At 72.5% G+C, this 26,497-nt stretch carries 23 protein-coding genes; 9 read left to right on the top strand and 14 right to left on the bottom strand.

Annotated elements, in window-relative coordinates:
• Nucleotides 1–21 precede the first annotated feature (21 nt).
• Nucleotides 22–1,062 carry a helix-turn-helix domain-containing protein gene (locus AB0L95_RS04860; protein ID WP_365156977.1) on the top strand — a complete coding sequence of 347 codons (1,041 nt, stop codon included), beginning with the start codon at nt 22–24 and terminating at the stop codon, nt 1,060–1,062.
• Here AB0L95_RS04860 and AB0L95_RS04855 read toward each other — a convergent pair.
• From AB0L95_RS04855 to AB0L95_RS04845, 3 genes are all read right to left on the bottom strand, one after another.
• Nucleotides 1,052–2,101: a Zn-dependent alcohol dehydrogenase gene (locus AB0L95_RS04855; protein WP_365157742.1), complete on the bottom strand. Its 1,050-nt coding sequence runs from the start codon at nt 2,099–2,101 to the stop codon at nt 1,052–1,054. The genes AB0L95_RS04860 and AB0L95_RS04855 overlap by 11 nt on opposite strands.
• A gap of 22 nt (nt 2,102–2,123) precedes the next feature.
• The gene (locus tag AB0L95_RS04850; RefSeq protein WP_365156974.1) at nt 2,124–3,278 is read right to left on the bottom strand and encodes an acyl-CoA dehydrogenase family protein; all 1,155 of its coding nucleotides are present in this window, start codon (nt 3,276–3,278) and stop codon (nt 2,124–2,126) included.
• 96 nt (nt 3,279–3,374) lie between these two features.
• A complete protein-coding gene (locus AB0L95_RS04845) occupies nt 3,375–4,286 on the bottom strand; it encodes an SDR family NAD(P)-dependent oxidoreductase (protein ID WP_365156971.1) in 912 nt (303 codons plus the stop codon).
• A gap of 90 nt (nt 4,287–4,376) precedes the next feature.
• On the opposite strand from AB0L95_RS04845, the gene AB0L95_RS04840 reads away from it, so the two are divergent.
• Nucleotides 4,377–5,303 carry a cyclase family protein gene (locus AB0L95_RS04840; protein WP_365156968.1) on the top strand — a complete coding sequence of 309 codons (927 nt, stop codon included), beginning with the start codon at nt 4,377–4,379 and terminating at the stop codon, nt 5,301–5,303.
• A gap of 684 nt (nt 5,304–5,987) precedes the next feature.
• On the opposite strand, the gene AB0L95_RS04835 is transcribed toward AB0L95_RS04840, so the two are convergent.
• The 3 genes from AB0L95_RS04835 to AB0L95_RS04825 all read right to left on the bottom strand — a co-directional run bounded on the left by AB0L95_RS04835 (nt 5,988) and on the right by AB0L95_RS04825 (nt 9,015).
• Entirely contained in the window at nt 5,988–6,479 is a 492-nt protein-coding gene (locus tag AB0L95_RS04835; RefSeq protein WP_365156966.1) for an ATP-binding protein, read from the bottom strand.
• Between the two features lie 478 nt (nt 6,480–6,957).
• The gene (locus AB0L95_RS04830; RefSeq protein WP_365156963.1) at nt 6,958–7,854 is read right to left on the bottom strand and encodes an acyl-CoA dehydrogenase family protein; all 897 of its coding nucleotides are present in this window, start codon (nt 7,852–7,854) and stop codon (nt 6,958–6,960) included.
• A gap of 6 nt (nt 7,855–7,860) precedes the next feature.
• On the bottom strand, nt 7,861–9,015 hold the full coding sequence (locus tag AB0L95_RS04825) for an acyl-CoA dehydrogenase (protein ID WP_365156961.1): 1,155 nt from the start codon (nt 9,013–9,015) through the stop codon (nt 7,861–7,863).
• 179 nt (nt 9,016–9,194) lie between these two features.
• On the opposite strand from AB0L95_RS04825, the gene AB0L95_RS04820 reads away from it, so the two are divergent.
• Nucleotides 9,195–10,709 carry an AMP-binding protein gene (locus AB0L95_RS04820; protein ID WP_365156958.1) on the top strand — a complete coding sequence of 505 codons (1,515 nt, stop codon included), beginning with the start codon at nt 9,195–9,197 and terminating at the stop codon, nt 10,707–10,709.
• On the opposite strand, the gene AB0L95_RS04815 is transcribed toward AB0L95_RS04820, so the two are convergent.
• Nucleotides 10,688–11,200, bottom strand: a complete 513-nt coding sequence (locus AB0L95_RS04815; protein ID WP_365156955.1) for an EF-hand domain-containing protein — start codon at nt 11,198–11,200, stop codon at nt 10,688–10,690. The genes AB0L95_RS04820 and AB0L95_RS04815 overlap by 22 nt on opposite strands.
• A 418-nt stretch (nt 11,201–11,618) precedes the next feature.
• Complete coding sequence (locus AB0L95_RS04810) at nt 11,619–11,999, bottom strand: STAS domain-containing protein (RefSeq protein WP_365156953.1); 381 nt, start codon at nt 11,997–11,999, stop codon at nt 11,619–11,621.
• A 358-nt stretch (nt 12,000–12,357) separates the two neighbouring features.
• On the opposite strand from AB0L95_RS04810, the gene AB0L95_RS04805 reads away from it, so the two are divergent.
• Together AB0L95_RS04805 and AB0L95_RS04800 are read left to right on the top strand one after the other, a co-directional pair.
• Entirely contained in the window at nt 12,358–12,933 is a 576-nt protein-coding gene (locus tag AB0L95_RS04805; protein ID WP_365156950.1) for a sigma-70 family RNA polymerase sigma factor, read from the top strand.
• Nucleotides 12,933–14,108, top strand: coding sequence for a maleylpyruvate isomerase N-terminal domain-containing protein (locus AB0L95_RS04800; RefSeq protein ID WP_365156947.1), 1,176 nt, complete (start codon nt 12,933–12,935; stop codon nt 14,106–14,108). The genes AB0L95_RS04805 and AB0L95_RS04800 overlap by 1 nt, the downstream gene beginning before the upstream one ends.
• Before the next feature lie 134 nt (nt 14,109–14,242).
• Here the strand turns inward: AB0L95_RS04800 and purU are convergent, their stop codons facing one another.
• A complete protein-coding gene (gene purU / locus AB0L95_RS04795) occupies nt 14,243–15,124 on the bottom strand; it encodes a formyltetrahydrofolate deformylase (protein ID WP_365156945.1) in 882 nt (293 codons plus the stop codon).
• Between the two features lie 59 nt (nt 15,125–15,183).
• A complete protein-coding gene (locus AB0L95_RS04790; protein WP_365156942.1) occupies nt 15,184–15,684 on the bottom strand; it encodes a hypothetical protein in 501 nt (166 codons plus the stop codon).
• A gap of 117 nt (nt 15,685–15,801) precedes the next feature.
• Here AB0L95_RS04790 and AB0L95_RS04785 point away from each other — a divergent pair, with 117 nt between their 5' ends.
• Entirely contained in the window at nt 15,802–17,136 is a 1,335-nt protein-coding gene (locus AB0L95_RS04785) for an ABC transporter substrate-binding protein (protein WP_365156940.1), read from the top strand.
• Nucleotides 17,137–17,277: 141 nt separating this feature from the next.
• Here the strand turns inward: AB0L95_RS04785 and AB0L95_RS04780 are convergent, their stop codons facing one another.
• Entirely contained in the window at nt 17,278–18,825 is a 1,548-nt protein-coding gene (locus AB0L95_RS04780; RefSeq protein ID WP_365156938.1) for a hypothetical protein, read from the bottom strand.
• Between the two features lie 303 nt (nt 18,826–19,128).
• A complete protein-coding gene (locus AB0L95_RS04775; protein ID WP_365156935.1) occupies nt 19,129–20,514 on the bottom strand; it encodes a transcriptional regulator in 1,386 nt (461 codons plus the stop codon).
• Nucleotides 20,515–20,908: 394 nt separating this feature from the next.
• Between AB0L95_RS04775 and AB0L95_RS04770 the strand changes: the two genes are divergently transcribed.
• The 3 genes from AB0L95_RS04770 (at nt 20,909) to AB0L95_RS04760 (ending at nt 24,072) form a co-directional block, all read left to right on the top strand.
• Nucleotides 20,909–21,562 (top strand): bifunctional DNA primase/polymerase, encoded by a 654-nt coding sequence (locus AB0L95_RS04770; RefSeq protein ID WP_365156933.1) that lies wholly within the window; start codon nt 20,909–20,911, stop codon nt 21,560–21,562.
• A gap of 129 nt (nt 21,563–21,691) precedes the next feature.
• Nucleotides 21,692–22,483, top strand: a complete 792-nt coding sequence (locus tag AB0L95_RS04765; RefSeq protein WP_365156930.1) for an ABC transporter ATP-binding protein — start codon at nt 21,692–21,694, stop codon at nt 22,481–22,483.
• Nucleotides 22,480–24,072 (top strand): transporter, encoded by a 1,593-nt coding sequence (locus AB0L95_RS04760; protein WP_365156927.1) that lies wholly within the window; start codon nt 22,480–22,482, stop codon nt 24,070–24,072. The genes AB0L95_RS04765 and AB0L95_RS04760 overlap by 4 nt, the downstream gene beginning before the upstream one ends.
• 32 nt (nt 24,073–24,104) lie before the next feature.
• Here the strand turns inward: AB0L95_RS04760 and AB0L95_RS04755 are convergent, their stop codons facing one another.
• Together AB0L95_RS04755 and AB0L95_RS04750 are read right to left on the bottom strand one after the other, a co-directional pair.
• A complete protein-coding gene (locus AB0L95_RS04755) occupies nt 24,105–24,965 on the bottom strand; it encodes an alpha/beta hydrolase (protein ID WP_365156924.1) in 861 nt (286 codons plus the stop codon).
• 726 nt (nt 24,966–25,691) lie between these two features.
• Complete coding sequence (locus AB0L95_RS04750) at nt 25,692–26,384, bottom strand: metal-dependent transcriptional regulator (protein ID WP_365156921.1); 693 nt, start codon at nt 26,382–26,384, stop codon at nt 25,692–25,694.
• Nucleotides 26,385–26,497: the final 113 nt, after the last annotated feature.

Here is a 26,497-nt window from a genome sequence, read left to right as displayed (position 1 = left end):
AACATTGATTAGGATCGGGCCATGACTCGTGAGCCAGCGTTCCGGCCGCACCGTGTCGTCGTCCTCGTCCTGGACGGGCTGCTGCCCTTCGAACTGGGCATCCCGCACCGGATCTTCGGGCGCCCGCAGGACGCCTCGGGACGGCCTCTGTACGAGGTCCTCACCTGCTCGGTCCGGCCGCCCGGCCCGGTCGAGACCGACGCGGACTTCACCGTCCACGTCCCGCACGGCCCGGAGGTCCTGGCCACCGCCGACACCGTCGTCGTGCCGACGTCCTACGCGCTGGGGCCGGTCTTCGAGCGGGGCGTTCTCTCGGACGAGCTGGCCGCCGCGTTCGCGCGCATCCGGCCCGGCACCCGGCTCGTGTCCATCTGCACGGGCGCCTACGTCCTCGCGGCCGCCGGTCGCCTCGACGGGCGGCCCGCCACCACGCACTGGGCCGACGCGGAGCACTTCCAGCGGCTCTTCCCGCGGATCAAGGTCGATGCGGACGTCCTGTTCATCGACGACGGCGACGTCCTGACCTCGGCCGGGGTGGCGGCCGGAATCGACCTGTGCCTGCACATCGTGCGCCGCGACCACGGCACCGCGGTCGCCAACGACGTGGCCCGCCGTATGGTCGTACCGCCGCACCGCGACGGCGGCCAGGCCCAGTACATCCACCGTCCCGTGCCCGATCCGCAGCTGGCCACCACGACCGCCGCCCGTGCCTGGGCCCTCGGCCGCCTGCACGAGCCCATCCAGCTGCGCGACATGGCCGAACAGGAGGCCATGTCCGTACGCACCTTCACGCGCCGCTTCCGCGAGGAGGTCGGGGTGAGCCCCGGCCAGTGGCTCACCCAGCAGCGCGTCGAACGGGCCCGCCATCTGCTGGAGTCCACGGACCTGTCGATCGACCAGGTGGCGCGGGACTCCGGCTTCGGCACGGCGCAGTCGATGCGGCAGCACCTCCAGGCGGCGCTGGGGGTGACGCCCACCGTCTACCGGCGGACGTTCCGCACGGACGCCGCCGACGGCGCCGACGGGGCGGCGGCCGGGAACTCGGCCGGTCTCAGAAGGTGAGGACCGCCCTCGCCACCCTTCCCGCGTGTGCGTCCGCCGCGGCCTTCTCGTAGTCCTCGACCGGGTACGTCGCCGTCACCAACTCGTCCAGCAGCAGACGGCCCTCGCGGTACAGCCGGGCGTAGAGCGCTATGTCCCGCTGGGGGCGGGAGGAGCCGTAACGGCAGCCCAGGACGGACTTGTCCAGATACATCGAGGACACCAGGAACGTGGCCTCCGCCCCCGCCGGGGGCACCCCCAGCAGGACCGCCTGGCCATGGCGGTCCAAGGAGTCGATCGCCGCACGGATCAGCTCCACCCGGCCCACACACTCGAACGCGTGGTCGACGCCGGTCGGCAGGAGGTCCCTGAGCCCGTCCGCCGAGGCCAGGAAGTCCGTCGCGCCGAACTGCCGCGCCACCGCCTCCTTCGCCGGGTTGGCGTCCACCGCCACGATCCGCGAGGCGCCCGCGATCCGGGCGCCCTGGCAGACGTTGAGACCGATCCCGCCCGCGCCGATGACGAGGACGGTGTCGCCCTGGTCCACCCGTGCGCGGTTGAGCACGGCGCCCACGCCGGTCAGGACACCGCATCCGATCAGCGCCGCCGACGGCATCGGGATGTCCTCGGGGACGCGTACGGCCTGGACCGCCTTCACCACGGTGCGTTCCGCGAAGGCGGAGTTCGACGCGAACTGGTACACCGGACGGCCGGCCCAGGTGAACGGACGGCCGGGCCGACCGATCGCCTTCCGGCACATCGTCGGCCGGCCCCGGTCGCACTCCGCGCACGCCCCGCAGTTCGCCAGGGTGGACAGCGCCACATGGTCCCCGGGCCGGACATGGGCGACCCCATCGCCCACCGCCTCCACCACACCCGCGCCCTCATGGCCGAGCACCACAGGAACGGGGAAAGGTATGGTCCCGTCCACCACGGACAGATCGCTGTGGCACAGTCCCGCCGCCGCGACCGCCACCCGCACCTCGCCGGGACCCGGGTCCCGTACCTCCAGGTCGTCCACGACCCGCGGCTGTGTGCCGTCGTAGATCACGCCTCGTATCGTGTCTGGCATCGCCACTCCCTCAGGCCGCCGGTCCCCTGGGTTCCTTGGGCAGGCCGAGCACACGCTCGGCGATGATCGTGCGCTGGATCTCGTCGGAGCCGCCGTAGATGGTGTCGGCGCGGCCGAAGAGGAACAGATGCTGGTCCGCGTCCAGTTCGTACGGGGAGCCCGGCGTCCAGTCGGCCGGGGCCGCCGCCCCCGCGGCTCCCCGTACCAGCATCGCCAGCTCGCCCAGCCGCTGGTGCCAGCGCCCCCACAGCAGCTTGGCCACGCTGGGGGCGCCCGCGTCGGCCGTGCCGCCCAAGGTGCGCAGGGCGTTCCAGCGCATCGCCCGCAGTTCGGCCCACTGGGCGACGAGACGGTCGCGTACGACGGGGTCGTCGGCCGCGCCCGTCGCCACCGCCGTCCGTACGATCCCGCCCAGCTCCCGGGCGAATCCGATCTGCTGGGCGAGGGTGGAGACGCCCCGCTCGAAGCCGAGCAGGCTCATCGCGACCCGCCAGCCCGCTCCCTCGCCGCCGACCACATGTTCGGCGCGGGCCGTCGCCCCGTCGAAGAACACCTCGTTGAACTCGCTGGTCCCGGTGAGCTGGCGGATCGGGCGGACCTCGATACGGCCGGGCTGGTCCATCGGGACGAGGAGGAAGGTCAGGCCGTGATGACGGCGGGCGGCCGGGTCGGTGCGGGCGAGGACGAAGCACCAGTCGGCCTGGTGGGCCAGCGAGGTCCAGATCTTCTGGCCGGTGACGCGGTACGTCCCCGGGGTGTCGCGTACGGCGGCGGTGCGGACGCCCGCGAGGTCGGAGCCCGCGCCGGGTTCGCTGTAGCCCTGGCACCAGAGTTCGTCGCCGCGCGCTATGGGGGGCAGGAAGCGGGACTTCTGCTCGGGGGTGCCGTGGGCGATGAGGGTGGGGGCGAGGAGGTTCTCGCCGATGTGGCCGGAGCGGGGCGGCGCACCCGACCTCGCGTACTCCTCCGCCCAGACGACCTGCTGGGTGAGGGTGGCGCGGCGGTTGCCATAGCCGTCCTCCGGCCAGCCGAGGCCTATCCAGCCGGCGGCGCCGAGGGTGCGTTCCCATGCGCGCCGGCCGGTGTCCGGGGCAAGACGGGTCCTCAGCCAGGCCCTCGCTTCGGTACGAAAGGCCTGGTCTTCGGGGTTGGGGCCGAACTCCACGGTCACCGCCTCGCATCGGGTCGACTGGTGTGAGCAGCTGCGGCCGGCCGCCGCTTCAGGTGTGGGGCCGTTTCCCTTCCCGCGCCGCCCGCTGCTTCAGGTGTTGGGCCGCTTCCCTTCTCGGGCCGCCCGCTCCATCGCCTCCAGTTGTGCGAGGAGCGGCATCGGGTCCGCCCCCACCGCCCCGCTGAGGACGTCGGCGATTCGCTCCGGGCTCCAGGAACCCTCCGCGTAGGCCGCCCTCAGCTCCCTCGGCTGGGCCCAGACCGCGAGTTTGGGGCCTGCGATCGTGTACACCTGGCCCGTGATGCCCTGTTCCCGGGCGCGGTCCGAGAGCAGATAGACCACGAGCGCGGCCACGTCCTCCGGTTCGCCGATGTCCTTCAGCTCCATGGGGACGTTCGCCGACATCCGAGTGCGGGCCACCGGCGCCACCGCGTTCGCCGTCACCCCGTACTTGTGCAGGCCGAGCGCGGCACTGCGGACGAGGGAGATGATGCCGCCCTTCGCCGCACTGTAGTTGGCCTGCGCGACGGATCCCTGGTGGTTGCCGCTCGTGAAGCCGATCAGGGTGCCCGACCGCTGTGCGCGCATGACCGCCGAGGCGGCCCGGAACACCGTGAAGGTGCCCTTGAGGTGGGTGGCGACCACGGGGTCCCACTCCTCCTCCGTCATGTTGAAGAGCATCCGCTCGCGCAGGATGCCCGCCACGCACACCACCCCGTCCAGGCGGCCGTACGACGCGAGCGCCTCGTCCACCACCCGCTGTCCGCCCGCCATCGTCGCGATGTCGTCGGCCACCGCGACGGCCTGGCCGCCCGCGGCCTCGATCTCCTTGACCACGGCCTCGGCGACCGCGCTGGTGGGGGCGGCGCCCTCCACGGACACCCCGAGGTCGTTGACGACGACCCGGGCCCCCTCGGCCGCCGCGGCCAGCGCCACCGCTCGTCCGATCCCACGGCCCGCACCGGTCACGGCGACGACCTTGCCCGCCAAGAAGTTCCCCACGCCCGGCCCCTCCCACAGTATCTGACGGTCCGTTAGTTTTCTGATTCTACGGCCCGTCGGCCGCTCGGAGACAAGCCCCGGGGAGGACTCATGTCACTGCCGGCCGAGTTCCACGAGATCGCCAGGCGCGTGAACAACTGGGGGCGTTGGGGCGCGGACGACGAGATCGGGACCCTGAACCTGATCAGCGACGGGGTGGTGCGGGAGGCCGCCACCTGTGTGCGCAGCGGTCTGCGTGTCCCGCTCGCCCTTCCCCTGCGGCAGGACGGGGTGCAGACCGGTGCGATCCCGGGGCGGGTCGATCCCCTGCACGTCATGGTGCAGATCAACCAGGAGGTCTTCGGTCCCGGCACCGTGGCGTGCAGCGACGACGCGGTGACCATGGGGTTGCAGGCGGGCACCCACTGGGACGCGCTCAGCCATGTCTCGCACTCCGGGAGGCTCTACAACGGGCGCCCGGCCGACACCATCACCCCCCACGCGGGTGCGGCGTTCGGCGGGATCGACAAGCCGCGGCACATCGTCTCCCGCGGTGTGCTGCTCGATGTGGCCCGCGCACTCGGCCGGGAACGGCTCGACGGCGGGCACGCCGTCACCCCCGAAGACCTCGACGCGGCCGAGGAGTTCGCCGGTACGCGCGTACGGGCCGGGGACATCGTGCTCGTACGGACCGGGCAGATCCGGAGCTGCCTGGCGGGCGACCGGCACGGCTACGGGTATCCGTCGCCGGGGCTGTCCGTGCGCACCCCGGAGTGGTTCCACGCGCGCGATGTGGCGGCCGTCGCCAACGACACGCTCACCTTCGAGATCTTCCCTCCCGAGATCGAGGATCTGTGGCTGCCCGTCCATGCGCTGGATCTCGTGGAGATGGGGATGCCGCAGGGCCAGAACTGGAATCTCGAAGAGTTGTCCACAGCCTGTGGAGAAACAGGGCGCCATGCCTTCCTGCTGTCGGCGACGCCCGAGCCGTTCACCGGTGGCACGGGAGGGCCCGTGGCGCCGGTGGCGATCCTCTAGGGGGCGCGGCCGGGTTGGCACGGGGAAGAGGGGCGGCAGGGAAGGTGGTTCGGATGGCGGCACGCCCTTGCTCGCCCCGAGCGCGGCACCGCGCACCGCCATCCGGCCCCGGCGCGCCCGCCCGCCCCTCGGACGATCTCGGAGGATCGTCCGACCCTGTAGGGAGCCGCCGCCGCATCGCGATCCGCACTCGCCGAGGGCCCCGTCACCGCGACCCTCGCCGTCCCCTCGCGGCGCACCGCTGGACACCAGCGTGATCACCCGGACACAGGGCGTCAACAGCCGCTCGGGGATTCCTCACTTACGCCCTCGACAGCGCGCACGGAAGCACGCCCCGGCGCATCCGAACTCCGCTCCGCCCCGGACGGCCGAGCCGGTGCGGCCGGGCGCCCGGGCGCGTACGCCCGCGCCACGGACCGGCCAAGGCTCACGCCCGCGCCAGGAACCCGGCCAGGGCACACCCTGGCGACCGATCCCGTGTGCGCGGATTCCGCTAGTGCTGTGGCCGGACGGTTTGCCGGATAGCTCGCGGCGTCCGGTGCGTTAGATCGCACGGCGGAGCATCGCCCGCGTACTGGATGTACTCGGGTGATACGACAACGCGGCGAGATGCCGTGCCTGGGGGCACCTCCCAGTCGCCAGGCTGGGGGAGTCGCGAGCCGGTGAACCTTTCCGGTCGCGGCACTAGACCGCGCCGAACGCGAGATCGGCGAGCGCCGTCTCGCTCGCGCAGGCCGCGATCCGGCCTGCGACCGCCGCGGTGCAGCGGTCCACCTCGCACCAGATGCGCTTGCCCGCGCCCTCCGGGTCCCAGCCCCAGCGGTCGGCGAGGCCGTCGACAAGTTCCAGCCCGCGGCCACCGGTCTCGTCGCCCAGCGCGTGCCGGGGCACCGGCGGGCGGGCGCTGATGTCGGCCACCTCAAGACGGACGGTGCCCGACGGGGCGCCGGAGGGGTCGTCCCGGACCCCCGTCAGCAGCAGGCGCAGCACGGCGGGACAGCCGGTGTGCACCACGGCATTGGTGACCAGTTCGGAGACGAGCAGGATCAGGGTCTCGGCGAGCGGCTCCTCCGCGCCTATCCCCGACCCGGCGAGCCGGGAGCGTGCCCATCTCCGGGCTCGCCCCACCTCCGCGGGGTCGGGCCGGATCTCCAGCTGCACTTGAAGCACCTGCACCGCTCACACCATCCGAACCGGCGGACACATCGCCTCGCGCCTCGCGAGCGCCACGATCGTGGTCATCGTCTGCATGGCAGGAACCAGGATCACACACCGTGATTCCCTTGCACGACAGCATGGTTGACGTACAGTCACCCCAACAAGCGCTTCGGGCATATTCCAGCGTGAAGGAGTACGCGTACGCCATACTGTGCGACGCTTGCCACGGGGAGTCGAACAGGCGAATACGGGGGCCCGCACCGCCCCGCGAGCGGCATGCGTCGCCGGATCCGGCGCCGCCACAGGGGCCGCACCGGTAAGGCTCGTGCTCGGAACCACTCGCATCCCACACAAGGTACCGGAGCCCCGTCCCGACTCCAGCCCGTGACAAGTCACGCGTAGGACACAACCCGGTATCAACGCTCCGTAATTCTGGATTGCCACAATCCGCGACACCCACAGGCACTTACCCCGAAGAATGCCTGGACAGAGGGGGTCAGAGCGCCTCGGAGAGGAGATCATCGGCCAAGATGCCGTAACTCTGCGTATCGTTACCCGTACGATGGGTCCGCACCCAGGCCCGCTTCAGGAACAGATGCACCTCGGCCTCCCATGTGAAACCCATACCGCCGTGGACCTGGAGGCAGTCGCGCGCGCCGCGGACCGCCGCCTCGTCGGCGAGCAGACGGGCCGCGGCGAGGTCGAGGGGATCGGCGGTGACGGCAGCGGCGTACACCGCCGCCCGGGCCGTCTCCACCCGCACCAGGCTCTGCGCGCACAGCCCCTGGACCGCCTGGAAGGCACCGATCGGCCGCCCGAACTGCTCGCGGGTCCGCGCGTACGCCACCGCCAGCTCGCAGGTCCGGGCGGCGCCGCCCAGTTGCTCGGCGGCGGTGAGGAGGACGGCCACCGGGTCCGGGTGGCCGGGCACGGGGGCGGCGCCCCGGGGCCGCACCACCCGGTGCAGAGGGGTCAGCGGGTCCACCGAGCGGACCGGTACGGCACCCGTCGCGTCCCCCCGCACGACGTCCGCCTCGGCCAGCCACTCCACCAGGCCGCCGGACACGTCCGTGACCACCGTCTCGCCGCTCGCCGCGCCCGGCACCTCGCCGGCCGCCAGATGCGTGGCCACCAGCGGGCCCGGCAGCAGCGCCCGGCCCGCCTCCTCGAAGGCGAGGACCGCCTCGGGCAGCCCCAGCCCGACCCCGCCCGCCGCCTCCGGCAGCCGCAGCGCGAACAGGCCCGCCTCGCCCAGCGCACGCCAGAGCGCGCGGTCGAGCACACCGGGCCGCGCGACGGCGGCGCGCAGCGCGTCCCGGCCGAAGCGGCCCGCCAGCAGCGCGCGCACGCCCGCCCGCAACGCCTGCTGGTCGTCGGTCAGTTGGAAGCGCACGGTCGGTCACCGCCCCTTCGGCAGCCCCAGGATGCGTTCGGCCACGATGTTCTGCTGGATCTGCGAGGTGCCGGCCGCGATCGTGTACGACAGCGAGGACAGCCGGTCCAGGACCCAGGGGTGGCCGAGGTCCAGGGAACCGGCGCCCAGCACCTCGGCGGCGGTGTCGAAGAGTTCCTGACGGGCGTGCGAGTACCGCAGCTTGAAGACCGAGCCGCCGACGCCCGGCACTCCCCCGGTCCGCTCCGCCTCGCTCACGTTCCACTGGGTGAGCCGCCACAGGGCACGGAACTCCGCGTTCAGCCGGCCCAGCCGCCGGCGGAGCGTGACGTCGTCCCAGCGGCCGTTGTCGTGTGCCGCGCGGGCGAGTTCGCGCAGCACCCGGCGGCAGGCCACCACCTCCCCGACGAACGCCGTGCCTCGCTCGAAGGAGAGCGTCACCATGGTCACGCGCCAGCCGTCGTTCTCGGCGCCGACCCGGTTGGCCACCGGCACCCGCACCTCGTCGAGGAACACCTCGGCGAACTCGTTCGACCCCGCGAGCGTCCGCAGCGGCCGTACGGTGACACCCGGTGCGTCCATGGACAGCGCGAGCCAGGTGATGCCCCGGTGTCTCGGGGCCGAGGGATCCGTACGGACCAGCAGCTCGCACCAGTCCGCCACTTCGGCGTGGGAGGTCCAGATCTTGGACCCGCTCACCACATAGGTGTCGCCGTCCCGCCACGCGCGCGTGCGCAGCGACGCCAGGTCGGAGCCGGCCTCCGGTTCGCTGAACCCCTGGCACCACACCTCCTCGCCGCGCAGCACGGGCGGCAGCCAGCGGGCCCGCTGCTCGGGGGTGCCCTCGGCGGCGATCGTCGGCCCGGCGTGCAGCAGTCCGACGAAGTTGGCGCCGACATAGGGTGCGCCCGCATTCTCCGTCTCCTCCAGGAAGATCAGATGCTGGGTGGGGGTGGCTCCCCGCCCGCCCGCGTCCACGGGCCAGTGCAGGCCCGCGTATCCGGCGTCGTGGAGCATCCGCTGCCAGCGGAGGTCGTAGGCGCGCCGGGCCGGCCAGTCGTCGGGGGACGGCTTCGGGGGCAGGGTCGGCAGCACCTCGGCCAGCCAGGCGCGCAGCCCGGCCCGGAACTCCTCCTCCTCGGGCGAGTGGGCGAGTTCCACTAGCGGTCCAGGTCGGCCGGCTCGGTCATGGGTGCGATCCCCTCCCCTGGCGCCAGAAGATCTGACGGGTAGTCAGATCAGCCGGGCAGCAGACTAGTCCCGCACCTCTGGACCGGCAAGGCGGTCGGCCCTACGCTCTGGACACTATCTGACTGACCGTCAGCTACAGGGGGGTCGATGTGAACGACACCGCGCACGCGCTGGGCATGTCCCGGACGCTCTGGGAACTGGCCGCCCGGCGCGCCGCCCTCACCCCCGACCGGCCCGTTCTGCTCCAGGGAGAGCGTTCGCTGAGCTTCGGCGAGCTGTGCACGCGGGCCGAGCGGGTGGCCGCCGGCCTCTACGGCCTGGGCGTGCGCCCTGGAACCGTGGTCGCCTGGCAGCTGCCCACCCGTATCGAGACGGCTCTGCTGTCCTTCGCGCTGGCCCGCCTCGGGGCCGTCCAGACCCCCGTCATCCCCTTCTACCGGGAGCGCGAGGTCGGCTTCGCGCTCGGCCGGGCACGGGCGGAGTTCTTCGCGGTGCCGGGCGTCTGGCGGGGGTTCGACCACACGGCGATGGCGCGGCAGCTCGGCGCGCGGGGCGTCTTCCGGGCGTACGACGACGAGGACCTGCCCGACGGGGACCCGTCCGTGCTGCCTCCCCCGCCCGCCGAGGGCACCTCGGTCCGCTGGATCTACTGGACCTCCGGGACGACCTCCGACCCCAAGGGCGTCCTGCACACGGACCGTTCCCTCATCGCGGGCGGGGCCTGCCTCGCGCACGCGCTGCGGCTGTCCGAGCACGACGTGGGCTCGATCGCCTTCCCGTACGCGCACATCGGCGGGCCCGACTACACGGTGATGCTGCTGCTGTACGGCTTCCCGGCGGTGTTGTTCGAGCAGTTCGCGCTGCCGGACGCACTGGAGGAGTACCGCAGGCACGGGGTGACGGTGGCCGGCGGATCCACCGCCTTCTACTCGATGTTCCTCGCCGAGCAGCGCAAGCAGCCGGGCGCCCGGCTGATCCCGACGCTGCGGCTGCTGGCGGGCGGCGGGGCGCCCAAGCCTCCCGAGCTGTACCACCAGGTGGTCAGGGAGATGGGGGTGCAGCTCGCGCACGGGTACGGCATGACCGAGGTGCCCGTGATCACCATGGGACGGCCGGACGACTCGGCGCGCAACCTGGCGACGACCGAGGGACGGCCGCCCGAGGGGATGCAGATACGGATCGTCGACGGGGAGGTGCGTCTGCGGGGAGAGGCCGTCTGCCAGGGCTATCTGGACCCGGCAGGCCCGGCGGAGGCCTTCGACGAGGAGGGGTTCTTCGTCACGGGCGACCTCGGGCGCCTCACCGACAGCGGTCATCTGGTGCTGACCGGACGCCTGAAGGACGTCATCATCCGCAAGGGCGAGAACATCTCGGCCAAGGAGATCGAGGACCTGCTCCACGGGCACCCCGCGGTGCGGGACGTCGCGGTGATCGGGCTGCCCGACCGGGACTGCGGCGAGCGGGTCTGCGCGGTGGTGGAACAGCCGCTCGGCGCACAGGAGTTGACCTTGGACGCGGTCGTCTCGTATCTGCGCGCCGAGGGGCTGTCGGTGCACAAGCTGCCGGAGCGGCTGGAGGTGGTGGACGTCCTGCCGCGGAACGACACCCTGCGGAAGGTGCTCAAGTACAAGCTGCGGGAGCGCTACTCCGGCACGGTGAAGTAGCGCGCGACCGCGGTCACGACCTCCGCCTCGCCGACCGTGCCGTCCCCGTCGGCGTCGAGCGCCGTGACGGCCGCCCGGGCGATCTCCTCGCCCACGCCGAGCGCCCTGAGGACGCGCACGGTCTCCTGCACCGTGGCCCGGCCGTCGTGGTCACCGTCCGCGACGGCGAGCGCCGCGTGCAGGAAGGGGCGGGCGATCTCCGCGAACCGCTCGGGATTGTCGCGCAGCCGCTTGACCGCGCCGCCCACGAACTCCTCGCGGGTGATGCGCTGGTCGCCGTCCCGGTCCGCTATGCCGGCCATGCCCTGCCAGAACGCTTCGCCCCCGGCGTACAGGGCCTGCCCCTGCTCGGATCTGGCCGCGGTGCCGAACTCGGCGAGGACCGCCTTGGCCGCGGCGCTGAAGTCCTCCCGGTCGATGTAGCCGTTGCCGTCCAGGTCGAAGGTGGCGAAACGGGCGGCGATCCTGCGCTCGTACTCGGTGCTGACCATGGTGTTCTCGGGCCGCCTTACATGAGTCGGGGTACGTCTCGGACGGAGCGTACGACGCCTGAGGCGCGGGGGGAGACGGAAAACGACGCTTGTACCAAGACCGCAGGAATTCCGGGACAACAGTGTCGCTGTCCTGGAGTGTTCCGTTGACGGGGGTGCGCCGGGCGCGTCGCGGGGGTGGAGACGGGGGCATACGGGCGGAGCGCGCGGGTCATGGACGGGGCGCAGGGGGTGATACGGACGCGCGTGGGGGCTCACGGCGGGTGGGGGGGAGGGGCTCACGCGGGTGGGCGTGGGAGGCCTTTGCGGGTGGGCACGGAGGGGCCTTTGAGGGTGGCCGTAAATAGCCCGCACGGGTGGGCGTGAGGGGCTCAGGCGGAAGGACCGCGGAGGCTCACGGGAAGGGGGCGCGAGGGGCTCACGCGGACAAGGGGCGTGACTCCTCGTCGGTGGCCGAGACCACATCCGCGTAGACATCGAAGAGGCGGCGCACCCCGAGCGCGGCGAGGACCCTGTTGACGTGCGCGCCCTCCGCCGGGCTGGGTCCGGGCAGGATCAGTCTGAGTCCGCCCTGGCAGGAGCGGATCAGCCGGCGGGTGGCGACGAGCACACCAACGCCACTGGAGTCGCAGAAGACGACGTCCGACAGATCGAGGACGACCCGGTGCCGGCCGTCCGCCACCGCGTCGTGCACCCGCTGGCGCAGCACCGGCGACGTCACCAGGTCCAGTTCACCCGAGACATGGAGCACGGCCCACTCGCCGCGCTCCCCGTAGGTCACCTTGAGCGTCACCGCCACGCCTCCCGCACACTTGCGTCCCGACAAAAAACGGAAGTCATTCCTACGCTTCCTTCAGCGCGGCTGCCCCAACGCCCCTCCATGAAACACCGAACTATTGATCGGAAGCGCGTGCCAGATGAGCCAATCCGATCGGTAACGGTCTTGTTCGTTCAGGACCGATCGGAGGGGCCCTCGGCGTGGACGGCCGCCTGAAGCACCGAACTCGTGCGGCCGGCCTGTATCACCTGCGGCTCGTCAAGGGGCGCACATTGCCGTAAAGGGGCGTGCGTTGTCCGACGTGCCGACTACATTCGAGGAGACAGGGGTCACAGGCTGGACGGAACGGGCGCCGGGCACCACCGGAGGGGAGGGCGGCGTGACGAAGAAGGATGCACCACCCCGCTGGGACCGCAGGATGCAGCAGCGGCTCGCCCGCGGCGAGGCGGCCGCGCTCGGCGAGTGCTACGACCGGTTCGCCTCGCTGGTGCACGGGCTCGCCCACCGTGTGCTCGGGGACGAGGCGGCGGCCGACGCCGTCACACGGGAGGTGTTCGCCCGCCTCTGGGAGAACCCCGAGGAGTACGACCCGAAGCAGAGCCCCCTGCGCTCCTGGATCGCCCTGCTGACCCATCGGCTCGCCGTGCGGCGGCTGCGCGCCACCGAGACCGCTGCACTCGCCAGGGACGGCCGGACCCCCGAGGAGCTGGAGCACAAGGTGCGCCGCGCCGCGGTCGCGGCCCGCGCGGACTACATCGTCACCGCCATGCCGGTACCGCTGCGCGCCGCCCTGGAGCGCGCCTACTTCCAGCGCCGGGACTACCGCCAGACCGCCGCCGACCTCGGCATCACCGCGGACGAGGCCCGGCGCCGCCTCCGCCTCGGCCTCCAGTTGCTGTCCACGGCCTACGAGACGGACCCCTCGGGCGCCCCCGACGAACCGGGGGCCGCGTGATGACCGGGGTGCAGGGTGGCGAGGAGGCGGGGACCCGGGCGGCCCTCGCGGCGGCCGAAGCGCCGCCCGTGTTCGAACACCGGGTGCTGAAGGCGCTGCTCGGGGCCTGGGCGCTCGCCGCCTGTACGGCGAAGGAGACGGCGGCCGTGGAGGCGCACCTCGGGGACTGCGGCCCCTGCGCGGACGAGGCCCGGCGGCTGCGCGAGGCGGTGGGGCTGTTGCACCGCCCGGAGAGCCTCGACCTCGATCCGGGGCTGCGCACCCGGGTCCTGGAGACCTGCCTGGACCGGCGCCCGCCCCGAATCCCGGTACCGGACTGGGCCGATCCGTACGACGCGGAGGCCGCGCGCCTGGACGCCCTGCTCCAGGACATAGGCGACGCCGAGTGGCACGCGCCCGTACGGCTGCGGTGGTTCGACGGGACGGGACCGGCGAGTCGTCGTACGACCGTCGCCGGGGTGATCGCCCATCTGCTCTCCGTCGACGGACTGGTGGCCCTGGCGCTGGGGCTGGACGACCCGCTCACGGGCACAACCGCCGAGTCCGCCACACCGCAAGGGCGCACGGAGGCGTACTGGCGCGATGCCCACTTCCCGCCGACCCGGTCCGTGCGCTCCCCCTGGCGGGAGCAGAGCCGCGATCTGGTGCGGACGGTGTCGTTCACCGGCGGGACCGGGAAGCTCACGGTGGACTACGGCGGGTTCGGACTGCCGCTGCACGACGCGATGCTGGACCGGGCCTTCGAGTGCTGGGTGCACGCCGAGGACATCGCGGACGCCGTCGACTACCCGTACGAGCCGCCGGCGCCGCGCCATCTGAACCGGATGATCGACCTGGCGGCGCGGATGCTCCCCGACGTGCTCGCGGCACGGCGGCGGGCCGGGCTGGCCTCGCCCGCCCGCACCCGGCATCTGGTCCCGGCGGGCCGGCCCGGGCGCAGTCTGCGTCTGGAGATCGAGGGCTCGGGCGGCGGCGAGTGGCTGATCGCCCTCGACTCCCCCGGTGCGATCCCCTCCGCCGAGCACGAGGTGGCGCACGTCGCACTCGACGGGGTGGAGTTCTGCCGGCTGGCCGCCGGCCATGTGCCGCCCGAGGAGGCGGCCGCGGGACAGCTGGGCGACCGGGAGGCGATCAGGGACGTGCTGTTCGCGACCGCGTCACTGAGCCGGATGTAGGGCGGACGCGGTCGCGTCCATGGGTCGGAAGCACATCGGAAGCACACCGGATACGGGTCGGACACGGTCGCGTTCGCGGACCCGGGTGCGGGCAGGGTCCGTGCGCGGGACACGTACCGGATCCGAGCGGTGCCCTACGCGAACACCACCGTGCGCCGGCCGTTCGGCAGGATCCGGCGCTCGGCGTGCCACTTGACCGCGCGCGCCAGCGCCTGGCACTCCACGTCGCGGCCGATCGCGACCAGCTGGTCCGGGGTCACGTCGTGGCCGACGCGCTCCACCTCCTGCTCGATGATCGGGCCCTCGTCGAGGTCGGCCGTGACGTAGTGCGCGGTCGCGCCGATCAGCTTCACACCGCGCGCGTGGGCCTGGTGGTACGGCTTCGCTCCCTTGAAGCTCGGCAGGAACGAGTGGTGGATGTTGATGATCCGGCCGCTGAGCTGCTTGCACAGGTCGTCGGAGATCACCTGCATATAGCGGGCCAGGACCACCAGCTCGACGTCGCGCTCGCGGACCAGCTCCAGCAGCCGGGTCTCGGCCTCCGACTTGGTGTCCTTCGTCACAGGGATGTGGTGGAAGGGGATGTTGTACGAACCCACGAGCTCGGCGAAGTCGGTGTGGTTCGAGACCACGGCCGCTATCTCCACCGGCAGCGCCCCGGTACGGGCGCGGAAGAGCAGGTCGTTCAGGCAGTGGCCGAACTTGCTGACCATGAGAACGACGCGCATCTTGTCGTCGGCCCGGCTGATCCGCCAGTCCATCTGGAAGGAGTCACCGATCGCCGCGAAGCTCGCGCGCAGCTTGTCCACGGTGACCGGAGCCTCGGCCGAGAAGTGGACCCGCATGAAGAACAGTTCCGTGTCGTGGTCGCCGAACTGCTGGCTGTCCACGATGTTGCAGCCGGTCATGAACAGATAGCTCGACACGGCGTGCACGATGCCCTGCTTGTCCGGGCAGGAAAGGGTGAGGACGTACTGGTCGGCGGTGGCCGCGGCTCGGGAGGTCTGCTCACTCATGCAGGCCAGGGTCTCATGACCGGGGGCCCGGGAGGAGGGCCGTCCCGCCACCCGGACGGCTACGCCGTCCGGGTCAGGATCCGCAGCACCTCCAGCGTGCGCGGGGGCGCGTCCGGGTCCTCGCCGTCGCTGGTCGCGAGCCGCATGTGCGCGTCGCGTGCCGCCCGCACCGCCTCCGGCCACGCGGGGTCGTTGACGTACGTCTCCACCGGCGCGTCCGGCCCGACCTGGTGCATGATCCGCAGCACCCGCAGGACGGCGGTGTCCACGAGCGCCGCCTCCTGCGAGTCACGGAAGATCGTGCCGACGTATTTCTCGGCCGACCAGTTGTCCAGCCAGGTGTCCTCGACCAGGCGGTACACGGCGTCGGTGACGTCGCCGTATCCCTCGACACCGGCCAGCCAGACGTCCCGCTGGAACACCGGGTCGGAGAGCATGTGCAGCGCGGAGCGCACATTGCTGCGCCAGCGCCACCATGGCATGTCGTTGAGTGGCATGCCGCCCATGGTGGATGAGCGACGGCCGCGACGGGAAGAGTTCTCCGAACCTTGCACGGTCATCGATCGTACGTTCCCTGCGAAATGCGGATCACAGGCCCCCGTAATTCACCTCTGGGACACCTTGCGCTAACCGGTGGTCACTCGCGGGTTAGCTGTGTGACGGAATCGTGCGGGTCTATGACCGGCAGGCGACGCACCAGCACCTCCACCACCAGCCCCCGCAGTCAGGATTCCGTCCGTAAAAAAGCGACTCCCCGCGCCAGGACGGCCCTGCTCACCGCGGGTGCCCTGGTGGCGGTCGGGTCGATCGCCGCCGCGTGCGGTGTCATCCCCGGCACCGCGGGGGGCTCCGGGGACGGCACCGTGACCGTCATGACCTGGGCACCGGACAAGACCTCGGCGACCAACAAGCCGGGCATGCCCGCGATGGCGAAGGCCTACGCACGCTACGTCAACGCGCACGGCGGGATCGCCGGCCACAAGCTCAACGTCCTGACCTGCAACGACCACAATGACTACGTGGACGCCGCGCGATGCGCCCGCACCGCCGTCAAGGAGAAGGCCGTCGCGGTCGTCGGCTCCTACAGCCAGTACGCGTCCTCCTTCCTCTCCCCGCTGGAGTCGGCCGGCATCCCCTACATCGGCGGCTACGGACTCACCGACGACGAGTTCAAGAGCGTCCTCTCCTACCCCGTCAACGGCGGTCAGCCCGCGCTGCTGGCCGGACTCGGCGAGGAACTGGGCAAGAGCTGCGGTCCCGTCGCACTGGTACGGCCCGACACCATCGCCGGCGACCAGCTTCCGCTGCTGCTCGACGCCGGACTGAAGGCGGGCGGCCACGCCGACGCCGAGGACGTGCGCGCCGCCGAGGACGCCACCGCCCTCGACCAGCAGGCGCAGCAGGCGCTGCAGAAGGCGACCGTGAATCCGCAACTCAAGGGGTGCGTGGTGCCCTCGCTCGACGAGCGCACCGGCACGTTCATGGACTCCTTCCGCCGCCTGAGCGACAGCTACCCGGCGGTGCGCACGGCCTCCGTGCTCGGCAGCGTCGACCAGTCGGTGATCGACACGTCGGGCGGCAAGTCGGGACCGTACGAGGACGCCTACATCACCAGCTGGTACCCGGAGGCCACGGACGCGCGCTGGCAACCGATGAAGAAGGTGATCCGCGAGCAGGCCTTCGGCGACAACCGGATCGACCCGGCGGACGCCGGTGTGCAGACCACGTGGATCGCGTACACCGTCCTGTCGAAGGTCATCGAATCGCTCGGCACCGGCGAGATCACCGCGCAGGGAATCCGCTCGGCCCTCGACAACGGCCTGAAGGTGGACACGGGGGGTCTCACTCCGACCCTGAGGTGGCGCTTCCAGGACCTGACCGCGGTGGTCGACTTCCCGCGCCTGATCAACTCGGACGTGACGCTCCAGGTCGTCCACGACGGACGGCTGGTGGGAGCGCGCAAGGGCTTTGTGAACGTGGGCAAGACGCTGGAGAACGCGACCAGCGAGTGAGCCGTGCCGCAGGGGGCGCCGCCCGGTCCGTGCGGATGAGCGGACGGCGTGTGCGGCCCTGCGGTCCGTGCGATCAGCGGACAGACGTGAGGTGCACCACCCCGGTCCGCGCGTGCGGCGGGGGGTGCACCTCGCGGTGTGTCACAGCTGGGTCGGCTGGCGCTGGGTCAGGCCGTACTTCTGGGCGATGGCGTTCCACAGGTTGGCGGCCTTGGCCTTCTGGGCGCTGGCCGTGCCGCTGGCCCGGTTGCCGGCCGCGGTCTGGCCGGTGGTGCGGGCCTGGCCCTTGTGGCACCCCTTCTTGTCGGCCGAGACCTGGTCGGCCCAGGCCGCGTAGTGGGTGTCGGCGGCGGCGGACGCCTTCCACGCGCTGGTGAGCGCGGCGGTCAGCTCACCGTGCGCGGGGAGCTTGTCGACCGCGAGCCCGGACAGCCGGCCGACCAGGTCGTTGCGCTGCTTCGCCGCGTCGCGCAGATCGGTGCCGGCCTGGTCGAGGTTCTGGCAGCCCTTGACGTCGGCCACCGCCTTGATCACCGCGCCACGGCTGTTGCCGCTGTCCGAGAGGAGTTTGTCGAGCGCGACGGCCTGCGCCTTGGCCGGGTCGCCGCCGCCCGACGAGGAGGACGAGGAGTCCGCGGCCGGGCCGGTCGCCGCGACAGACGTGCTGTGGTCGCCCTTGTCGCCGCCGCCGAGCAGGGCGCCCGCTCCGATGCCGAGGACGACGATGCCCACGCCGACGGCCGCGATGAGCGGAACGCGCGAACCCCTACGGGCGCCTCCGCCGTCGTCGCCGCGCCGTCCGGCCGTCCGGCCCGGGGGCATACCCGGGGCATCCGGCGCGTCGAACCGCGGCAGGTTCTGGGTGGACTCGGCGCCGCCCGGGCCGGCCCGGAAGAGGTTGTCGAACACCGCCGGCGGCTGCCCGGCGCCGCCCGCCGGGGCGCCGTAGGGAGCCGGGCCCGGCTGTCCGGGCACGGGCGGGAGGTACTGCGTGGCCTGCGCGTCGGGACCGGCGGGGGGCATCGCCCCGGACCGGCCGAGGAACTGTGTCGCGTCGTCCGTCGGCCGCTCCGGCGGCAGGGCTCCCGCGACCGGCGGGATGAACTGGGTGGCTCCCTCGGCGGTGACCGGCGGGAGGTACTGCGTCGCGCCCTCGTCGGGCGCGGTGGCCACCGGGGGGATGTACTGCGTGGCGCCCTCGTCCACGGGGGCCGGCAGGGGTGCGGAGTGCGGCGGCTGCGGCCCGCCGTGGACCGGGAGCTGCCCGTTCGTCCCGTACGGGGACGGCTGCGCGCCCTCGGGCGGCAGCGGCCCGGCGCCGCCCTGCCGCGGTCCGGGGACGTCGCCCCAGGCGGAACGGGGGTCGGCGGGCTGCTCCCAGGACTGCTGCGCCGGCTGCTGCGCCCCCCAGGACTGCCCGGCGTCGGCGCCCCAGCCCTGGGCGGGGGGCGTCTGGGCCGACTGCTGCCCCGGACCCCACGGCTGGCCCCAGCTCTGGCCGCCCGCCGGGGTGGTGTGGCCGTCGGGGGCGGGCGCGGGGGGCGCGCCGTGGCGGCCCGCAGGGACCGCGGCACCGTTCGCCCCGCCCGTCATGCCCGGCAGCAGGGGCTCGCCGCCGTCGGAGGGCAGCACGATGCCTTCGCGCGCGGGCCGCGCCGAGGGCTCCTCGCCCTGTCCACTCTGCGTCACCGGGACTCCTACGATCGGGGGAACCTACGGAATCGTCGGCTCACGCTACCGGGTCCCCTGAGCCGGGTGCCACGCCGCACGGGTGGAGCGGCCCCCCGAGAGCGGGGGGAACCACGCGAGCAGTCACAAACCACCAGGGAGGGGCGGGGCGGCGAGTCCCTCCGTTCACGGTGGGTTCATCTCTGTGCGCGGCCGGGCCCCCGTCCACGACGGGAGACACCGTCCACGGCCGGCCGGGGCCCGCGCGCCGGGATCTCCGCGAGCCCCCGCGCCGGGATCTCCGGTGGCTCCCCGGCCGGAGGCCTACGCCGCGGCTGCCAGGTCCATCCGCGCCCCGAACTCCCGGACCACCGCCTCGTCCTGGTACGGCTCCAGCCGCTGCTGGAGGTCCTCCAGATACTCGGCGCCGCGGTTGGACCTGAGGGAGCCGAGCAGTTCCACGGCCCTCAGGCCCGTGTGGCAGGCCTGTTCCACCTCGCGCTGCTGCACCTGGGCCGTGGCGAGCAGCACATAGCCGATCGCCCGGCGCCGGGCCCGGGACTCGGGGTGCCCGGCGAGGGACTCCTCCGCGCGCCGGGCCGCCGCCTCGGCCTGCCCCAGATCCCGGTGGCAGTGCGCCAGTTCGTCCGCCAGATACGCGTGATCGAAGTGGGCGATCCACGCCGGGTCGTCCCCGGACGCCGTGTCGGCGGCCTCCAGTGCCGTGACCGCGCGCCCCGCCGCGAGCTGGGTGGCGCGGACATCGCCCATCAGCGCGTGCCCCCGCGCCTCGGCGGCATGGAACATCGCCTCCGCGCGCGGGGTGACCCGTCCGCGTGCCCCCTCCTGGGCGGCGCGCGCCAACTGCGCGATCTCGCGCGGGTTTCCGAGCTGCGCGGCGAGATGACTCATGGAGGCGGCCAGCACATAGCCGCCGTACCCGCGGTCGCCCGCCGCCTGGGCGAGCCGCAGCGCCTGGATGTAGTACCGCTGCGCGAGTCCGGGCTGCCCGGTGTCGACGGCCATGTATCCGGCGAGTTCGGTCAGCCGGGCGACCGCGGCGAACAGGTCGCGTCCCACGGCCTCCCGGTAGGAGCCGGCCAGCAGTCCCGAGACGACGCTGTTGAGGTAGTGCACGACGACCGGGCGCACATGGCCGCTGCCGTACTGGTGGTCCAGCTGGACCAGTGCCTGGGTCGTCGCGCGCACCGCGGCCACGTCCGACGGGCCCACCCGCGGCCCGGCCGACCGCGCGACCTGCGCGTCCGGCGCGGAGATCAGCCAGTCCCGGCTCGGCTCGACCAGCGCCGACGCGGCGACCGACGAGCCGGACAGGAAGTCCCGGCGGCCGACGTCGCTGCGCCACAGCTCGCAGACCTGCTCGATGGCGCCGAGCACCGTGGGCGAGAACTGCAGACCCACGCCGGACGCGAGGTTCTTGCCGTTGGCCATGCCGATCTCGTCGATCGTGACCGTGCGGCCCAGCTTGCGGCCCAGCGCCTCGGCGATGATCGCCGGGGCCCGGCCCCTCGGCTGCTGTCCGCGCAGCCAACGGGCCACCGACGTCTTGTCGTAGCGCAGATCGAGGCCGTGTTCGGCGCCGCACATGTTGACCCGGCGGGCGAGCCCCGCGTTCGAGCAGCCCGCTTCCTGAATGAGTGCCTGAAGCCGTTCGTTCGGCTGTCGTGCGACGAGTGGCCTTGCGGCCATGGCGTACCCCCTGTGGGTGCGGTGCCTGCTCACGCACCGAGTTGACGTGTCTTCTCCGGCCGGACCACCGGGAACACTCTTTCCGTGCACCGAAAAGATCCGGCCTTGAAGATCGATGCCCAGCGGACATGCCTCTGATGCGAGACATGCGAGGATTGCCGGGGTAAAGACTGATGCTGTCCCCCCCCACCTGGTTACCCCGCCCCCGCTGCCGATCCTCTTGCGCGCCCCCACCCGTGCATCCATGCGCCCCGCCCGCGGAACCGGTGCTCCTCCCCGGCGCATGTGGGACAAAACCTGATAGAAAGGGCATGCCCAAAAACCGTTCCCCGGGCGGGAGATGGCTCGCGGTAGGCGGGCGTAACCCCCGGTGACGACTAGAGTTGAGTTCATCGTGGAAGACACCATCGCGGGCCCTGAAGCTGCCCACATCCCCAAGCAGCGCGGCGACTCACTCCTGGAAGCCGCGGTTCGTTACGCCGAGGAACGCCACTGGGACGTGTTCCCGGGCACCTGGCTGGAGGCCGTGGCGGGGATGCACCGCTGTTCCTGCGATCAGCCCTCCTGCCCCACGCCCGGCGCGCACCCGGCGGGCGACGACTGGGCGACGCAGGCGACCGGCAGCGCGACGGCCGTGCGACGGATGTGGTCCACACAGCCCACCGCGTCCATCCTGCTGCCCACCGGGCGGACGTTCGACGCCATCGAGGTCCCGGAGACGGCCGGCTTCCTCGCCCTCGCGCGCATGGAGCGGATGGAGCTGACCCTCGGGCCGGTGACGCTGGCGCCGGACCGGCGTATGCGGTTCTTCGTCCTGCCCGGGGCCTCCGCGAAGGTCCCCGACCTGGTGCGCAACCTGGGCTGGTCGCCCTCCTCCCTCGATCTGGTCACCCTCGGCGAGGGCGGATACGTGGCCGCGCCGCCCACCCGGTACGGGTCGCGGGGGGCCGTGCAGTGGGCCTGCCGGCCGACGCCCGCGAACCGGTGGCTGCCGGACGCCGAGGAGCTGATCTCCCCGCTGGCGTACGCCTGCGGAAGGGATCGGTAGCCCGTTCGCGATCCCGTCCGCCGGTCCCGGCCGCGTCGGAGGGCACTCGCCCATACCCGCGCGGCGGCCCGGCCGAACGGCCACCGGCCCATGCCCCCAGGGACGCAACCGCCCCCGTATGGTGCTCCCATGACCAATGGAGCAGGGGCGGGCACGCCCGCCGTACGGGTGCAGGGGCTCTGGAAGAGGTACGGGGAACAGGTCGCCGTCGCGGGGATCGATCTGGAGCTGCCCGCAGGGCGGTTCATCGGGCTCGTCGGGCCGAACGGCGCCGGCAAGACCACCACCCTGTCCATGGTCACCGGGCTGCTGCGGCCCGACCAGGGGACCGTCGAGATCGTCGGGCACGACGTGTGGCGCGACCCGGTCGCGATCAAGGCCCGCATCGGCGTCCTGCCCGAGGGCCTGCGCCTCTTCGAGCGTCTCTCCGGCCGTGAACTCCTCGCGTACACCGGCAGGTTGCGGGGACTGCCCGGCGCCGAGGTGGACAAGCGGGCCACCCAGCTCCTCGACGTCCTCGACCTGGCCGGGGCCCAGCACAAGCTGGTGGTCGACTACTCGACCGGTATGCGCAAGAAGATCGGGCTCGCCTGCGCCCTTCTCCACAACCCCGAAGTGCTCTTCCTGGACGAGCCGTTCGAGGGCGTGGACCCGGTCTCCGCGCAGACCATCCGCGGTGTCCTGGAGCGGTACACCGCCTCCGGCGCCACCGTCGTCTTCTCCTCCCATGTGATGGAGCTGGTTGAGTCGCTGTGCGACTGGGTCGCGGTCATGGCCGCCGGACGCATCCGCGCGCACGGCCCGCTCGCCGACGTACGGGGCAGCGCGCCCACGCTCCAACAGGCGTTCCTCGAACTGGTCGGTGCGCGCGCCCAGAACACCGGTGCCGACCTCGACTGGCTCGGCGGCGGCGCCCGATGAGCGCCCCCGGTCTCACTCCCACCCTCGTACGACTCAAGCTGTCCCTGCTGCGCAACGGGCTGCGGCAGTCCGCCGGGCGGCGGGCCGCGTATGTCACGACCGTCGTCGTGGTGCTGCTGTTCGCGGCCCTGCAGCTGATCGGTCTGATCGCCCTGCGCGGCTCGACGCACGCCGCCACCGTCGCCGTGCTGCTGGCCATGATCCTGGCGCTGGGCTGGGCCGTGATGCCGCTGTTCTTCCCCAGCGGGGACGAGACCCTGGACCCGACCCGCCTGGTGATGCTGCCGCTGCGCCCGCAGCCGCTCATACGGGCCCTGCTGGTGGCGTCCCTGGTCGGCATCGGGCCCCTGTTCACCCTGTGCCTGTTCGCCGGTTCCGTGGTGTCCGTGGCGCACGGGGCGGCGGCCTACGCCACCGCCGTCGTCGCGGTCGTGCTCGCACTGCTGGTGTGCGTGGCGCTCGCCCGAGCCGTGGCCGCCGCCAACATCCGGCTGCTGACCAGCCGCAAAGGGCGTGATCTGGCCGTCCTGAGCGGGCTCGTCGTCGCCGTCGGCGCCCAGCTCGTGAACTTCGGCGCGCAGCGGCTCGGTCCGGGCGGACTCACGCAGCTGAACCCGGTCGCGGACGTGCTGCGCTGGGTTCCGCCGGCCTCCGCGATCGGCGCGGTGGACTCCATGAGCAAGGGCTCCTACGGCACCGGGCTCGCCCAGCTCGCGCTGAGCGCCGCCGCGGTGGCGGGGCTGGGGACCCTGTGGTCGCGCAGTCTGACGAAGCTGATGACCGCGCCGGACGGGTCCACCCTGCAGGCCGCCGAACCGGGCCCCCGGGAGGGCGCCTCGACGCGGCTGTCCCGGCTGCTGCCCGCGGGCCGCACCGGCACGGTGATGGAGCGCAGCCTGCGCTATGTGTGGCGCGACCCCAAGACCAAGGCGGCGTGGGTGACCTCGCTGGCGATCGGGCTGATCGTGCCGGTCTTCAACGCCCTCCAGGGCACCGGCTCCGTCTACTTCGCCTGCTTCGCGGCGGGGATGCTCGGCATCCAGATGTACAACCAGTTCGGCCAGGACACCTCCGCGTTCTGGATGGTCGCGATGACGATCTCCTCGCCCCGTGACGCCTACGCCGAACTGCGCGGCCGGGCGCTGGCCCTGCTGCTGATCACCGTGCCGTACGCCGCCCTCGTCACCGTCGTCACCACCGCGCTGCTCGGCGCCTGGCCCAGGCTGCCCGAGGTGCTCGGACTGTCCTTCGCCCTGCTCGGCGCGATGCTGGCGACCGGCGCCTGGACCTCGGCGAGCTTCCCGTACTCGATCCCGCAGGAGGGCTACAAGAACGTGGTCCCCGGGCAGGCGGGGCTCGCCTGGATCTCCCTCTTCGGCGGCATGGTCTCGGGGGCCCTGCTGTCCTCGCCCGTGATCGCGGCGACGATCTGGCTGAACGTCACGTCGGACGGGAAGCACTGGGCCTGGCTGCTGCTGCCCGCCGGCGCCGTCTACGGGGCGCTGCTCGTCCTTCTCGGACTGCGTCTCGCGGCACCCCGGACGGCACGGCGGCTGCCGGAGATCCTGGCGGCGGTGAGCAAGGGGTAGGGCTGTGACCAGGGGTCCCGGGCCGGGTGCGGTCAGGGGGTGAGCAGGCCGTCGACGAACGGTTCGATCGCCGCGCGCCAGGCCTCCGGCTGGTCGTAGTGGACGAGGTGGCCCGCGTCGGGCACCTCCGCGTACCGGCCGTGCGGCAGGACGCGCACCATCTCCTGTGCCTCCGCCCGGCCCAGTTCGCCGTCCAGGCCGCGGACGACCAGGGCCGGGCACCGGACCTGCGCCAGCTCCTCCCAGTGCGCGTCGTAGACCCACGTCCGGCGGGACTTCAGCATCTGCTCGGGTTCGAAGACGGGCCGCCAGCCGTCCGCCGACTCGGCCATCACCTCGGCGTAGAACGCGCCGCGGGCCGGATTGGGGCGTTCCACCCAGGGGTCGTCCTCGCCGAACCACTTGCGGACGTCGGCGAGCGTGGCGAAGGGCAGGGGCCAGGACTTGAACCAGCCCTCCCACTCGCGCTGTGACGCGGCGCCGAGCGCGGAGGCCCGCATGTCACAGACGACCAGGCCGCGGACCAGGTCCGGGCGTTTGGCCGCGAGCTGCCAGGCGGTCAGGGCGCCCATGGCGTGGCCGACCAGGACGACCGGGGCGAGGCCGAGCTGCTCTACGGCGGCCTCGGCGTCGTCGATGTAGTCCTCGCGGGTGTACTCGCCCTCGGGCGGCTTGTCGCTCTGGCCGTGGCCGCGCTGGTCGAGCGCGACGGCACGACGCCGCTCGGAGAGCCAGCGGGCGGTGGACGCCCAGTGCGAGGCCCGGCCCATGAGCCCGTGCAGTAAGAGCACACCGGGCGGGTGCTCGGCCTCCCCGGTCTTGGGAGGCTCCGCGAACTCCCATGCGGCGAGGCGTACGCCGCCCGCTCCGGTCACGTCGATGCGCCGCACCATCCTCCAGGCACCCCCCTGCTCCGCTCGGACCGCTCGCCCCGCTTCGCGCGGCCGGTCCACGCTCGTCTGCTGCCGCTGTGGTCCTGCTGCCCCTGCTGCTGCCGCTGGTGTCGCGGGCCACCCCCGTGCGTCGGGTGTCGGTCCGGTGCCGGGGTGGCCTGTGTCCTGTGCTGCCGTGCCACGTACCGTTGGTCACAGCGCGCGGTCCGGTGAGATCGTCACCCCCACGCTATCGAATGGCTATTCGAAAATGCGGTTTCCGGCGGCAACACCCCTCCTTCGAGTGACCCTCCGCCATGATTGGCCGCCGTCTGCGCGGGGAGATCTTCTGCGGGAGGCGGACCGCTCGGGGAAAACCGGTCCGAGGGGGATGACCCTGGGAGCTCGGGGCTCCGGGTCAGAACAGGGGAGGACAGGCCCCGGCGCCCAACGGCGCCGGGGCCCACCCCATGTCCGTGGCACATCCGCCCGCCCCCTCCCTGACCAGGCGACATCGCTGTCACCCACCGGCCAAGAGCCCTCAGGTCATATGCCTCACGCGACAGCCTCGCACGCGAACGGCCAAAGCGCTGCGATTCCGCACATTGAATCTTGAGGACCGCGGGATCGGGTGACCGCCACAGCGATCACCCGGGTCTCAGGCGTTGACGGGACGTGGCGCGAACCGGGCCCCCGACCGGCCGTACGGGGCGTCGGCGCCGTACGGCCGGGGACGAAGGGACCGGCTCAGCGCTTGGCCACGAACACATGGGAGGCGATGTCGACCGCCAGCTCGGCGGCCTCCCCGCCGCTGCCGACCAGGACGCCGCCCGCGGACTCCGTCACGCTGACCACAGAGCCGGGCTGCACGCCCGCCCGCCGCAGCGTGTACATCAGCTGGGCGTCCGTCTGGATGGGCTCGCCGATGCGCCGCACGACCACCGTCTTGCCGTCCGTGCCCGCGTCGAGGTCGGCCAGTGACACCATGCCCTCGTCCAGGAACGGGTCCGCGCCGTCCTTCTCGCCCAGCTCCTCCAGGCCCGGGATCGGGTTTCCGTACGGCGACTCGGTGGGGTGGCGCAGCAGCTCCAGGACGCGGCGCTCCACCGCCTCGCTCATCACGTGCTCCCAGCGGCATGCCTCGGCATGCACCTGCTCCCACTCCAGCCCGATCACGTCGACCAGCAGGCACTCGGCCAGGCGGTGCTTGCGCATCACGCGGGTGGCGAGCCGGCGGCCCTCGTCCGTCAGCTCCAGGTGCCGGTCCGACGCGATGCCGACCAGACCGTCGCGCTCCATCCGCGCCACCGTCTGGCTGACCGTCGGGCCACTCTGGTCCAGCCGCTCGGCAATCCGGGCGCGCATGGGGACCACGCCTTCCTCCTCCAACTCGAGGATGGTGCGGAGATACATCTCCGTGGTGTCGATCAGTCCGGACATACGTGCCCCTCGATGTGATCTGCCGGAGGCTCCGCGGCTCACCGGCGCGTGCGCTGGCCCTGAGTCAATTCTGACGCATCCCACTGACAACCGTGGCGCGCCGAGGCAACCGG

Source organism: Streptomyces sp. NPDC052036, assembly GCF_040680495.1.
Taxonomy (GTDB): Bacteria; Actinomycetota; Actinomycetes; order Streptomycetales; family Streptomycetaceae; genus Streptomyces.
The sequence above is the reverse complement of the archived record's forward strand: the minus strand, read 5'-3'. Positions and strand labels throughout refer to the sequence as shown.

Excerpts from the sequence above, each read along its gene's own strand:
- AB0L95_RS04775 (WP_365156935.1), bottom strand. The coding sequence starts at position 20,514 with ATGGCCGCAAGGCCACTCGTCGCACGACAGCCGAACGAACGGCTTCAG.
- AB0L95_RS04785 (WP_365156940.1), top strand. The coding sequence starts at position 15,802 with ATGACCGGCAGGCGACGCACCAGCACCTCCACCACCAGCCCCCGCAGT.
- AB0L95_RS04840 (WP_365156968.1), top strand. The coding sequence starts at position 4,377 with ATGTCACTGCCGGCCGAGTTCCACGAGATCGCCAGGCGCGTGAACAAC.
- AB0L95_RS04765 (WP_365156930.1), top strand. The coding sequence starts at position 21,692 with ATGACCAATGGAGCAGGGGCGGGCACGCCCGCCGTACGGGTGCAGGGG.
- AB0L95_RS04860 (WP_365156977.1), top strand. The coding sequence starts at position 22 with ATGACTCGTGAGCCAGCGTTCCGGCCGCACCGTGTCGTCGTCCTCGTC.
- purU (WP_365156945.1), bottom strand. The coding sequence starts at position 15,124 with ATGAGTGAGCAGACCTCCCGAGCCGCGGCCACCGCCGACCAGTACGTC.
- AB0L95_RS04815 (WP_365156955.1), bottom strand. The coding sequence starts at position 11,200 with ATGGTCAGCACCGAGTACGAGCGCAGGATCGCCGCCCGTTTCGCCACC.
- AB0L95_RS04760 (WP_365156927.1), top strand. The coding sequence starts at position 22,480 with ATGAGCGCCCCCGGTCTCACTCCCACCCTCGTACGACTCAAGCTGTCC.
- AB0L95_RS04790 (WP_365156942.1), bottom strand. The coding sequence starts at position 15,684 with ATGACCGTGCAAGGTTCGGAGAACTCTTCCCGTCGCGGCCGTCGCTCA.
- AB0L95_RS04750 (WP_365156921.1), bottom strand. The coding sequence starts at position 26,384 with ATGTCCGGACTGATCGACACCACGGAGATGTATCTCCGCACCATCCTC.
- AB0L95_RS04755 (WP_365156924.1), bottom strand. The coding sequence starts at position 24,965 with ATGGTGCGGCGCATCGACGTGACCGGAGCGGGCGGCGTACGCCTCGCC.
- AB0L95_RS04800 (WP_365156947.1), top strand. The coding sequence starts at position 12,933 with ATGACCGGGGTGCAGGGTGGCGAGGAGGCGGGGACCCGGGCGGCCCTC.